11 protein-coding genes are annotated in these 12,930 nt (G+C 35.5%); 5 read left to right on the forward strand and 6 right to left on the reverse strand.

The features are described 5' to 3' along the window. The first annotated feature begins 60 nt into the window (after positions 1 to 60). Both D2K40_RS05370 and D2K40_RS05375 read left to right on the forward strand, forming a co-directional pair. Positions 61 to 1,488 (forward strand): hypothetical protein, encoded by a 1,428-nt coding sequence (locus D2K40_RS05370; RefSeq protein ID WP_117153718.1) that lies wholly within the window; start codon positions 61 to 63, stop codon positions 1,486 to 1,488. 248 nt (positions 1,489 to 1,736) lie between these two features. Beyond that, positions 1,737 to 2,165: a helix-turn-helix domain-containing protein gene (locus tag D2K40_RS05375; protein ID WP_117153720.1), complete on the forward strand. Its 429-nt coding sequence runs from the start codon at positions 1,737 to 1,739 to the stop codon at positions 2,163 to 2,165. A gap of 203 nt (positions 2,166 to 2,368) precedes the next feature. On the opposite strand, the gene D2K40_RS05380 is transcribed toward D2K40_RS05375, so the two are convergent. Together D2K40_RS05380 and D2K40_RS05385 are read right to left on the reverse strand one after the other, a co-directional pair. After that, positions 2,369 to 2,752, reverse strand: coding sequence for a hypothetical protein (locus D2K40_RS05380; RefSeq protein ID WP_117153722.1), 384 nt, complete (start codon positions 2,750 to 2,752; stop codon positions 2,369 to 2,371). 2 nt (positions 2,753 to 2,754) lie between these two features. Further along, a complete protein-coding gene (locus D2K40_RS05385) occupies positions 2,755 to 3,732 on the reverse strand; it encodes a ParA family protein (RefSeq protein ID WP_117153724.1) in 978 nt (325 codons plus the stop codon). Positions 3,733 to 3,870: 138 nt separating this feature from the next. On the opposite strand from D2K40_RS05385, the gene D2K40_RS05390 reads away from it, so the two are divergent. Next, a complete protein-coding gene (locus D2K40_RS05390) occupies positions 3,871 to 4,398 on the forward strand; it encodes a VanZ family protein (RefSeq protein ID WP_117153726.1) in 528 nt (175 codons plus the stop codon). 123 nt (positions 4,399 to 4,521) lie between these two features. On the opposite strand, the gene panF is transcribed toward D2K40_RS05390, so the two are convergent. The 4 genes from panF to D2K40_RS05410 all read right to left on the reverse strand — a co-directional run bounded on the left by panF (position 4,522) and on the right by D2K40_RS05410 (position 9,961). Beyond that, entirely contained in the window at positions 4,522 to 5,973 is a 1,452-nt protein-coding gene (gene panF / locus D2K40_RS05395) for a sodium/pantothenate symporter (protein WP_117153728.1), read from the reverse strand. Then, complete coding sequence (locus D2K40_RS05400; RefSeq protein WP_117153729.1) at positions 5,970 to 6,287, reverse strand: YhdT family protein; 318 nt, start codon at positions 6,285 to 6,287, stop codon at positions 5,970 to 5,972. Before D2K40_RS05400 ends, panF begins: the two co-directional genes overlap by 4 nt. A 352-nt stretch (positions 6,288 to 6,639) precedes the next feature. Further along, a complete protein-coding gene (locus tag D2K40_RS05405; protein WP_117153731.1) occupies positions 6,640 to 7,845 on the reverse strand; it encodes an NAD(P)/FAD-dependent oxidoreductase in 1,206 nt (401 codons plus the stop codon). A gap of 358 nt (positions 7,846 to 8,203) precedes the next feature. Continuing rightward, the gene (locus tag D2K40_RS05410; protein WP_117153733.1) at positions 8,204 to 9,961 is read right to left on the reverse strand and encodes an alpha-glycosidase; all 1,758 of its coding nucleotides are present in this window, start codon (positions 9,959 to 9,961) and stop codon (positions 8,204 to 8,206) included. Positions 9,962 to 10,246: 285 nt separating this feature from the next. Between D2K40_RS05410 and D2K40_RS05415 the strand changes: the two genes are divergently transcribed. Continuing rightward, the gene (locus D2K40_RS05415) at positions 10,247 to 11,572 is read left to right on the forward strand and encodes an extracellular solute-binding protein (protein ID WP_117153735.1); all 1,326 of its coding nucleotides are present in this window, start codon (positions 10,247 to 10,249) and stop codon (positions 11,570 to 11,572) included. Between the two features lie 68 nt (positions 11,573 to 11,640). Then, positions 11,641 to 12,930, forward strand: a complete 1,290-nt coding sequence (locus tag D2K40_RS05420) for a carbohydrate ABC transporter permease (protein WP_229666632.1) — start codon at positions 11,641 to 11,643, stop codon at positions 12,928 to 12,930.

Consider the following 12,930-nt stretch of genomic DNA (forward strand, 5'->3'; position numbering starts at 1 on the left):
AATCCTGTATGCATAGGCTAAAGCACAGTTAACAATTAACTGATTAAGGAGGTAAGCTAATTGGAATTAACAATTTCCCATTGGATATATGGTTTGTTCACATTGTTAATAATTATTACGATGATTTTTCGGAAAGGTGTTGTGCTGCCTACAATTCTTGGAACATTTTTGGTCGCGTGGGTTTATCAAGGAAACATAGTTGACGGTTTTACTGCAATTTTTAATGCAAATCTTGTGGCGGCTAAAGAGTTATTCAACATTTTCCTTATCATTACATTTATGGTTGCCTTGTTGCACTCATTAAAGGATTTAGGTGCCGATATACGTATGATTAAACCGATTGAAAAATTCATGGTCAATGGTCATGTTGCCTTTTTTGTTTTAATTGTTGTCACCTATGTTATCTCATTGTTTTTCTGGCCTACACCAGCGGTTCCATTAATATGTGCATTATTAGTCCCTGCTGCTGTGCGTTCTGGTTTACCAGTTATGGTTGCGGCGATGGCTGTTGCGCTTGCAGGTCAGGGTATGGCTCTGTCATCGGACTACATTATCCAAGTTGCGCCAGGGTTGTCTGCTAAAGCAGCTGGTGTTGAAACAGCTAGTTTGGTAGATCAAGCGCTAATTTTATCGTTTATAACAGGAGGAATAGCAATAGCCCTTGCTTATTTCTTTAACAGGAAAACAATTCGGCTGAAAAATGATCCTGAAATTGATCAAGAATTAGCAACGATGCAAGGAATGCAAAAGGAAAGTACAAAGAAAACGGAAAGTAAGTACCTTCCAATGTGGGGTAAGATATTTGCTGTTCTAGTTCCAGTATCTATGCTGGTCGTTATGATTTTTATGATATCAACGAAACTAAACGGTGGACGTATGGGCGGATTTGAAGGAGGAGATGGTGCTGCGTTTATAGGTGGAGTAGCTGTAATTCTCCTACTTCTCTCAACTGTCGCTTTTGGTCAACACAGAGCTTTAGATTATATTAGTGAGCATATTATTGAGGGTTTTGTATTCGCATTTAAAGCAATGGGTCCTGTAATTCCAATTGCCGGCTTCTTCTTTCTAGGAAGCTCTGATTTTGCGGGAAGTATTTTATCTATTGGTGACGGAGAACCACCGGCATTACTGTTCGATTTAGTAAAATCAAGCCAAAGCTTCTTACCACAAAGTGCACTATTAGCAGGGTTTAGCATTCTGATCATTGGTATTATCACTGGTTTAGATGGATCTGGGTTTTCTGGTTTACCTTTAACTGGGGCATTGTCTGGTGCGCTTGCAGGTGGCAGTATTGACCCGACAACACTTGCTGCCATTGGTCAAATGGGTTCCATCTGGACGGGTGGAGGAACAATTATTGCTTGGTCTTCTCTAGTAGCTGTAGCTGGATTTTGTGGGGTTCCAGTAATGGATTTAGTCCGGAAAAACTTTGGTCCAGTTATGATAGGATTGGTGGTTTCTACGTTGTTAGCGATATTAATCTTTTAGCAGTATGTAAAAAAATAATAAAGATGAGCTGAACCTTGTATCTCCGGGTTCAGCTCTTTCTATGATGGACTGAGGATATATGATTAAGCGCAAGGAGAGTGTTTGGGATTAGGTTTTTCAAGTTAGAAAAAGCATTAAAAAAGCTTGATTTTTAATGGTTGCAACTAATAGTTGCGCATTTTCCATCGTTCATTGGTAGCATGCAACTGGCAGTTATAGTATCTTTTAGTTAGAGGAGGCGAAAGATCATGACATTTGGAGGGAATATTCAAAGGTTAAGAAAAGAAAAGCACTTATCACAAGAAAAATTAGCTACTGAAATGGGTGTATCAAGACAATCTGTTTCCAAGTGGGAACTTGGGGAATCAACGCCGGATTTAGAAAGGTTGCAACGACTTAGTAAGGTACTAGACGTTTCCATTGACGAACTTTTAAAGACAGATGAAACATTGGACCAAAGTAGTGAGGACTCATTAGAAAGGCAAGAACAAACACGTCAATCAGGAACTGGTTCAGTAGTTCATTTCATAAAACGGAAGGGTTATGTTGCGGGGTATATAATATCCATTTATGCTTTGGGAGTTTTAATTCTTTCTCGTTTTGCACATTTTGCGTTTAAAACAATTCTAGGACCACCTGAAGGGTTTGGTGTCACAATGGATACTTTACCTGCTTAGATGAAGGTTCCGCTTTATTTCGTTAATGGTGTAAGTGTAATCGCTATTGTCTTTATTGTTTTGGGAATAGTTTTTGCTCTGTATTATAAGAAAAAACAGGACGTAAATTAACAATTGAACTAATAATTATTTAAACTATATTTTTAAAAAAACAGATACCTAGTACTGTCGACAAGTGTCAAAACGATAGTACTAGGTATTTTTTAATCAAGTCTTTTCCGGTTCGCCATTTTCTCATTAAGCTGAAGATAGGAAAAATGATTAGCAATGGATTCAATTAATATTGGTTTGTTATTACTCATGGCTAATTTTAGCTCTAGCTGGTTTCCAATCTCAACAAGCTCAGCTTTTTTATACTTGTTTAGGGATACAGTTAATTCATCTCGACTCATTTTTTCCATTTCATTAATCGGTACATCGAGTTTTTTATCTAGTGAGGTTTTTCTTGCTTCTTTAAGCGGTATTTTTTTCTCATTGGACACCTTCTCTTTAATATCATCAAGCATATCCTCGAACTTCCAATGCTCATAGCACCTTAAAATGTCTAGTGTTTTTTCTAACTGTTCAATTACTTTTTGTACTTTCATTATCAATTAGCACCTTTCATTCTTTCTAATAATTCAACTATTATTTTGCGAATGTGCTCGCTTTGCTTGCGGGCATTAGAATTGGACTTTTCAAAAGCAAAAACAGGATATGCATGAGCAGAAGCCTGAGGAATTCCGTCGCCACGTGTGAGATATTCGCCAAATACAAGTTTAGGAAAAGCCCTATTTAATGTACCTAGAACGGTCATTTGCGTATTTATTGGCTTTTTTTTGTTTTCCGTTATGTTATTTGGTATAATCCCGAGTAGCTTTGTTTCTGTATAATGCTTATCTCTAGATTTAAATGTGCTGTTAAGTTCATTCACTTTTTTTCTGATTGATTGTATTCCATAGGAGGACAATGTGTCTAATATAGTAGGGATTAAATAATAATCACTAGTGTAGAGTGCGTTTTGACTTATAAAATTTAAATTTGGAGGACAATCAATGAAAATAAAGTCATAGTGGTTACGGTAATGACCAATTATATTATTAAGAATTCGAAACTTGTACATATCTGATCCCACTAGGTGCGTATTAAAATCAGTTTTTGTGTAAGCTGCAATTTCCATATCTGTATAAATTAGATCAGGGTGAGATGGGATAAGATCGATATTTTCATATAATTTTTGATTATTTTTTCTAACAGCGTTTTTTAGTATGTAATCTTCCGGGTTTATTTCTGCTAATTCTCCTTTATGAAGAAATTCTTTAAACAAAATTTTAATTCCTTTATTATGCTCCTCTACTTCACTGATAAATTTTTCAAAATTATTCTCATGTAAACAAGAAACAGACAGATTACATTGTGCATCCATATCAATTAATAATACTTTTGGTGGTGTCTGTCTATTTAAGTACTTATCTAGTACAGCTGAATCCAAATGCTGTAATCCTGTTGCAATATGATGGGTGAATGTGGTTTTCCCCACTCCACCCTTCCAATTAATAATACTAATAACGTGTGCTTTAGTTGCCATTGTGTCATCCCTCCTTCTAACAAATATATATTCAGGTGGAGAAAAGATGATAACTAAAATTGTAAACATGTACCAGTTTGTGTGCTACCATATTAAAGAGAATAGGTTACAAAACGGATATGGAGAGAGGGAGAAGTTATGCTAGGAACTGTTTTAGAAGTTAGTATTATAGTAGGGTTACCGGTCACATTGCTATACATAATCATTAAATTTTTTACAAGATCATTTCAGCCAGTAAAAAAAGAGCTTGTAAACATAATGATGCTCTTATATACAGTAGATCTAATCTTTTTGGTGTGGTTAGATCCTAGTGAAGTGTTAGTCAAACAATCCTATAATTATATCCCTTTCCAGACTATTTCATTGTACGTTAACCAATTAATAGAAGGCTTTATTCCTTTAAGAGTAATTGTGATTAATTTATTAGGAAATGTGGTTGTTACTGTGCCAATAGGTTTGTGGTTTGGCTACAAGAGGATCAAAGTTAAGCGAGCAATGATGTTTGCTACAGCTGTTCCAGTTGTTATGGAGGTGGGACAATTCATCTTTCATGAAATCGGATATGTTTCTCGTACGGTGGATATTGATGATTGGATTTTAAATTTTGTTGGCATTCTCTTTGGTTACTTTATTTTTAAATGCGTAGAAAAAGTAGTAGATAGGTAGCCTTATTTAAGAAAATATATAAGGTGCCTTCCTCGTATTCTGTCGTTATTGACATGAATCGGGAAGTGCACCTTAATTAATACAAAGCTAATATGAATTGAGGCTACAGAGTTTGTCCCTTTTTTAAACTCTTAGACTTCCTTCAGATCTAAGAGCAGGGTCTTTCTTCCACAAGCTAAAGGTTACGTAAGCAATAAGGGAAAGGATAATAGATGTGACAACAGCATGCATTCCTAAAGGCTGCGGATAGAACGACTGGAACAAAATATAAGAAGAAATGCCGACTATCATCGAAGCAATTGCACCGTATTTATTGCCCTTCTTCCAATAAAGCCCCATCACGATCGACCATAGAAATGCTGATTCTAATCCACCAATAGCAAATAAATTTAACCATATAATTAAGTCAGGTGGGTTCACCGCCATGAGGAAAACAATAACACCTAACAACCCTGTAATACCCATACTAATCAATTGAATCTTTTTACGAGTAGCATCAGGATTTATATAATTTATGTAGATATCCTTTACAATCGTAGAACTAACTAATAATAACAACGAATCTACAGTTGACATAATTGCTGCTAATGGTGCAGCTAGTACGACCCCTGCTAACCAAGGTGGTAATACCTCTAAAGCCACAAGTGGCATGACCCTGTCGCCTACTTCGACCCCCGGAATAATTACTCTGGAAAAAACTCCGATTAAATGCATACAGAGCATAATCACACCAACAACAATTGTTCCAATAATTAAAGCACGATGAAACGATTTTGAACTTTTATATGACATCGCACGTACAGCAATTTGCGGCAATGCTACCACACCAACCCCAACCAATACCCAAAAAGATGATACATAGCTAGGTGTCAGCGTTCCCTCTGCACCAAAAGGAGTAATTAGATTAGGGTTTTCTGCTTGAAGCTCGGTAATGATGTTAGATACTCCACCACCAGAGATGATGATCGCGATTAACAATATTAACGTACCCACAAACATAATGCTACCTTGGATTGAATCGGTTAAAGTAACGGCCCGGAATCCACCAACTGTAACATAGATTAAAACGGTAATAACAAAAATAAATAGTGCAGAACGATAAGATAATCCTGTTAGTGACTCAATAAGTCGGCCACCACCAATCCACTGTGCAGCCATTGCAGAAAACAGAAATACAACAATACTAAATGAAGATAATAAGACTACCCATTTTGACTGATAGCGTTCCTTTAAAAAGTCGACCATCGTTATTGCCTTATTTTTTTTCGTTACGATTGCAAATTTCTTCCCTAAAACCATAAGGGTAAAATAGCCTGTTGCCACCTGTGATACAGCCAATAACACCCAACCTAACCCTTGGTTATAAGCAACACCTGGTCCACCAATAAAACTACTAGCACTTCCGTATGTAGCCGTCATTGTCATCGCAAGCACGAAACCTCCGAGACTTCGACCTCCTAAATAATAATCTTCCATGAAGGAATTATTTGTTATCTTCGTTCGACTCGCCGTTAACCCAATAATAAATATAAGTAAAACCGTTCCAAATAACCAAATCGTTGCTTCAAAATTCATTCCTCTTCAAACTCCTCATCATCTAAAGCTACATCCACAAAAAATAATTTTACGGCGATCCACACCAGTAAAGGCATCATGATAACACTCAGTACACAGCTGTAAAAGAACCATGCAGGTAACCCAAGTATATAGGTATAGGTAGAAACATCGTTGCCTCCAAGTCCATATGCAAAAGAAATCCACCAAATAAAATTGAATAGGACTAATCCAATACCTATAAGCGCTTCTTTATTAGCAATCGCAAAGCGATCATCTCTATAATTATTATTTTCTTTATTCAAATCTTCTCCGCCCCTATCATTATATTTCATGTGTTATTTTAGTTGTTAATTCTTATTCTAGCATCTTATGTATTATATTTTACTATTTATTCTTTAACTTTTGCTACAAATAGTTATCGATTTCAAATAAATAAAGGTATCGTGTGATGATAAGTATGGACTGATACATTATCTTATTGATTTTGAAAGGGTATCTATATCTAAGAGATTTCTATAACTATATGATAGACAAACTAAACTGTAGTTACTATAAGTGAGAGAAAAAAACTATATTAGTAAATGGTATTAAAAAGTAAAAATTAGGAACAGACCCTTCATTCATATGGACAAGTGTGTCCTAGAAGAGTCTAATCCTAATGGATTGATTTATAATTAAGCTAATTTAAACGCGCTGTTTTTGATACAAACTCATCGCAGGATGAGAGCCTTTTGTAATAATATCTTGTATTATTTTTGCAAGTACTCCGCTGTAGACTAATCCATTATCTCCATAGGCAAATAAGAAAAAGCAGTTTGGGAATTCTTCGTATTCTCCAATCATCGGCAATCCATCATGAGTACCTCCATAAAAAGCTCCTAAATAGTATTCAGGATTTACCTGTATATTGGGGAAAAGCTTATTAAATTCCTCAATTAGCTTGTATTTCTTATGCATAATCTTAGAATCACGATCATCTGGATAAGTCGTATTATCATCTAACCCACCAATTATAATACGATTGTCTTTAGTTGTCCGCATATAAATGTATGGTCTTGCGGTTTCCCAAATTAAGGTACGCTTATGCCAATCTGTAAATTCTGTGACAGGATTAGTCACTACTGCATAGGAGCTAGTCATTAAAGCATTTTCTTCTTTTTTAAATTCTAACCCTTCATATCCAGCCGCAATAATGACATGACGGGCTTGAATTGAGTGACCTTTATCTGTAAAAAACGTTGCTTTTTCCTTCTCTAACTTCTTTCCAGTTATATTTGTCTGCTCATAAATAGAAACCCCTTTTTTATGAGCCTCTTTTAACAATCCATGATTGTATTTGAAAGGATTAAGTTCACCATCATCATATGTATAAAGAGCTGATTCTTTTTGAAAAGGATATTGTTGGTTGATTTGCTTTTCTGTAAGTAAATCAGCCTTGAACCCATGTTTATCCAAATAGTAATACTCTTTATTTAGCTTTTCAACACCTGCTTTATCGCTAGCATAATATAGTGTATCTCTCCGAATAAATTCAGGGTCCATTTCCATAGAAACACATTGTTTTTCAATATCATTTACAGCTTCTTCACATAGTTTCATATGCTGAATAGCTGCCTTCTCTCCAAACGAATTGACTAATTCAAATAACATCTTATCACCAAGGTATTGTATAAGTGCGGTATTCGCGCATGTACTCCCTAAGCCAATTTTACGTTTATCTACAACAACTACTTTTAGATCAGTATCGCTTAGGTAATGAGCACATTGAGCACCCGAACTTCCACCACCAATAATTAAAACATCACATGCTATATCTTGTTCAATCATAGGATAGCTAGGTGCATCAGGAAAAGTTGAAGGCCAGTAAAACTTGCCGCTTTGTAAATCCATCTCGTTCACTCCTTGTATTTGGTGCCTGTCACTTCCCGGATTTTGTCGATGATTAGACCTAGGAAGACACCATAGAATTATACTTAATATAAACAACTTTATAATAATTATTAGAGTGAATTGAACTTACCTTGTGCAGCATGGTTGAATCAGAAACGAAAAAGGAAGAACAGTCTACTGTCCTTCCTCCTTAATCATCTTAATTCTTTTATCCCGGTGTAATCGTCCGTAAAACTCCCACTTCAAAACATCGAGAAAAATCAAAATTGTTTAAGTGGGAGTAAACGGACGCTAACACCCCGAATGGTTCAGCTAACAATCAGTGGGGGAAGAGCAAAAACCCCCACTGATTGAAGATTCACTTTATAGAAAAGCATTTAAAACCATAAGCAGGGAGCTCTACAACAGCATTATCAGAGAATGAAATACTTTTTTCTTCAAATAATTCTATACTTTTCTTCTTCTGTAATGCGTCTACATCAATTGCTTGAGCCTGATCACAATTATTTAGAACAAAAACTAATTGTTCTTGGTTTAACTTTTTCTCATATACAACTATATCCTTCTCTTCGTCTACTTGTAGAAAACGAAAAGCCCCTCGGTTACCAAAAGCAGGAATGTCTTTTCGCATCTGTATTAATTTTTTAACAAAATTGAATAAGTCGCGATCTTGTTTATTTTCATCCCATTCCATACAAGCACGACACCCAGGGTCATTTCCGCCGGCCATTCCAATTTCATCCCCATAATAAATACACGGTGTACCTATAAATGATAATTGAAATAAATAAAGTAATCGAACACGTTCTTTTACCCCTTTGGCTAGTGTCAAAATTCTCGCTGTATCATGACTATCTAACAGGTTAAAAGAAACTTCATTTACATTCTGGGGATACATGTGTAAAACATTGGTAATGCTATCAGCAAACTCTATTGACTTCATAGATTGTTTTCCAAAAAAGTCTATAGCTCCATTAGTAAATGGATAGTTCATTACCGCATCAAATTGGTCTCCTTGCAACCAAGGCATCGAATCATGCCAAATTTCGCCTAAGATATAAGCATCAGATTTCGCTTCTTTTACCACCTGACGAAATTCTCTCCAAAAAGCACTGTCAATTTCATTTGCTACATCTAATCGCCAACCATCGATATCAAATTCTTCTATCCAATATCGAGCAACATCAAACAAATGTTCTTTTACAGCGGGATTTGCTGTATCTAATTTAGGCATATTGGCAACAAAGCCAAAGGTGTCATAATTCGGGTTAGGTTTTGTTTGCAATGGGAAATCCCAGATATGAAACCAATCTTTATAACGAGAGGACTCTCCATTTTTTAAAACGTCCTGGAATGATTCAAAATAGTAGCCGCTATGATTAAATACCGCATCTAACATCACTCGAATACCACGTTGATGACATTCCTTTACCAACTTACGAAACGTTTCTTTATCTCCAAACTGCGGATCAATTTCCATATAATCAATGGTGTCATATTTATGATTCGAATGTGCTTTGAAAATGGGGCAAAAGTAGATCCCTGTAATACCAATTTCTTCTAAATGATCTAAATGATCAATTACTCCCTGGAAATCACCACCAAAAAAGTTTGTTGGCGTTGGTTTAGCGCTCCCCCATTCCAAACCTTCATCAGGTGTTAGAGTTGGATCTCCATTACCGAATCTTTCAGGAAAAATTTGATACCAAACGGTGTCTTTTACCCATTCAGGCGCTGTGAATGTATCCACTTTATGCAAGTATGGGAAACAGAAATAACAACCAATATCTTCTGGCGGCTCTTGATAAAAACCACGTTCTGTATATATTAATGTTTCTCCATCTACTCCTTCACAATGAAAAGCATATCTTAGTCGATAGTATGTTGGCTTTACTGAAACCTTCCAAAAATCAAACAAATTCGTAGACCCTGTTTTCTCCATTTTTAGCGTTTGATACTGCCATTCTTCGTCTTTAAAATCATATGGATCACCGTAAATAAGAGACACTTGCTCCATATCATCTTTTTTTGTTTGTAGCATAATGTGTAAATTCTTATCATCATATGCATAAGCGAATTGATTTAACGCTCGATGATAGATTGCTTGTTTTAGCATATAGTATTTTCCTCCTTTTAATTACAAACGTTTGCGCAATTTTTTTGTTTATCTATAATTACACTTTAAACTATTAATAGATAACTTACTATTATTATACAAAACATAAACATAATATGTAAGCGTTTTTGTTATTAATTTGTAAGAGTAATTTATTAAATAATTTTTTTAAATTTATGGTTGCAAAAAAATAAATCACTCGCTATAATTGTAAACAAGATGTGCGCAAGCGTTTTCACAAAACTCATCTTAATCTACTAAAAATATATTGGAGGTTAATTAGTTATGAAGAAATGGTTTTTGTCTTTTGTAGGAATAATATTTATTGTCGGTTTGTTAACTGCTTGTGGTCCTGATGACGCAGATGAAAATGCTTCAAGCAATGATACAAACAACGAAGGTACAACAGAAAACGAAGGTACAACAAACGATGAAGCTTCTGAAGAGTCTTCAATGCCTGAAAAACCAGAGAAACTTACAATCTGGATTAATGCAGAGGAAAAACAAGAAGAAGCTGTTGGTCAAATTGCAGAAAAATATACTGAAGAGACTGGAATTGAAATCGAAGCAATTCCTATCAATATGTTAGACCAAGTTGAGAAATTAGGCGTAGAGGGTCCTGCTGGTAATGGTCCCGATGTCATTTTCCAACCACATGATAGAATAGGAGATTTAGTTCTTAAAGGACTTATTGATCCGGTTGACCTTGGAGATAAAACTAGCGAATATGCAGAATCTGCAGTAAACGCTGTAACAAATGATGGCGATGTTTGGGGATACCCTGCAGTAACAGAAACTTATGCATTATTTTATAATAGTAGTTTAGTAGATGGTACACCAGAAACAATGGAAGAAATAATGACAATTGCAGAAGAGCAAACAAACGCTGCCAACGATGAGTATGGATTCTTAATGGAAGCTGCTAACTTCTATTTCACATATCCATTCTTCTCTGGTAACGGTGCTTACGTATTTGCTAACGAGAACGGTAATTATGACATTAGTGACATTGGTTTGAATAACGAAGGCGCAGTTGAAGGCGGAAAGTTAATTCAATCATGGTTCGATAAAGGATACATGCCACAAGACTTAACTCCTGATATCATGAATGGATTATTCAAAGAAGGAAAAGTTGCAACTGTAATCAATGGTCCTTGGATGGTAAGAGAATATTCAGAAGCGCTTGGAGATGACTTAAAAGCTGCTCCATTACCATTACTTGATAACGGTGAAAATCCAAAATCTTTCGTAGGTGTTAAAGCTTACTTACTTTCTTACTACTCAGAAAATAAAGAGTGGGCACAAGACTTCATGTCATTTGTTACAAATTCAGAAAATGCAATGCTTTACTATGATGTAGCTGGTGAAATGCCTGCGCGTGTTGACTCAATTGATAATCCTGCTATTGCAGATGACCCTATTTACTCAGCATTTGCAGAACAAGCAACTTATGGTGAACCAATGCCTGGTGTACCAGCAATGCAACAAGTTTGGGATCCAATTAACAATGCTTTATCATTTATTTCTAAAGGCGAACCTGTTGAAGAAGTACTTAATGAAGCTGTACAAATAATTAAAGACAACATTGAAGCATCTGGAGCAACAGAATAGATTAATCTTCACTATATGGGAAGTTAACGCTTCCCATTTAGTGTTTCTATTAAAGGAGGGAACTAATTGTGGCTTCGCAGAAAAAGAAATTTGATTTATCACAGCGCAGAAATATCGCAACAATATTGTCTATAATCCCTGGTATAGGACAATTTTATAACCGTCGAATTATGAAAGGGGTTCTACTACTTCTTATTTCCTCTGCCTTTTTAATAGCAACTTGGGATTACATTGACATAGGAATTTGGGGGCTTTTCACACTTGGAACAGTTCCAAGAGAACACCACTCCATCCAATTACTTATTCAAGGATTTATCTCACTGATTGTTCTAGCATTTGCGATTGCAATATACGCCTACAACCTAATGGATGCACGTAAAGATGCAATTGCAATAGAAAACGGTAAACCAAATCCAACTTTACTTCAAGGTATAAGAGATTTTTATAACAATGGCTTTCCATATTTTATGGTTTTGCCTGGTTTAGGAATGTTATTGTTTATTGTTGTATTACCACTTATGTTTATGGTTGCACTTGCGTTTACAAACTACAATCAATATAATGCCCCGCCTAGAAAGCTTCTTGATTGGGTTGGGTTTGATAACTTTGTAAACTTGGTTAACATTGATATTTGGCAAGATACATTTGTAAATGTATTTACTTGGACTATTATTTGGACAGTTGTAGCGACTACATTGCAAATTGTGCTTGGATTATTCTTGGCACTACTTGTTAATGATAAACGTATTAAATTTAAACGAACAATTCGTACTGTCTTTATCTTACCTTGGGCTGTACCAGCATTTGTATCAATTTTAATATTTTCAGCACTTTTTAACCCTACTTTCGGCGCAATTAATCGAGATATATTAAGTCAATTTAATCTAATGATTCCATGGTTATCTGATCCGTTTTGGGCTAAAATCGCCTTGATTATGATACAAACATGGTTGGGCTTCCCATTTGTATTTGCATTATTTACAGGGGTACTACAAAGTGTACCAGCTGATATGTATGAAGCTGCTGAGATAGATGGTAGTACAAGGTGGCAAAAATTTCAATTCATTACCTTGCCACACATTCTATTTGCTACAGCACCATTATTAATCATGCAATATGCACAAAATTTTAATAACTTTAATATTATTTATCTATTTAATGAAGGATTACCAGCAGTACGAGGGCAAAATGCCGGTGGAACAGATATACTGATATCATGGGTGTACAAGCTGACCTTTGAGACAAATAATTATAATATGGCAGCTGCAATTACAATTATAATGGGTATAATAGTAATGGGATTTGCCTTCTATCAATTCAGAAAAACCGCATCATTTAAAGAGGAGGGACGTTACTAA

This window comes from Paraliobacillus quinghaiensis, assembly GCF_003426025.1.
GTDB lineage: Bacteria > Bacillota > Bacilli > Bacillales > Amphibacillaceae > Paraliobacillus_A > Paraliobacillus_A quinghaiensis.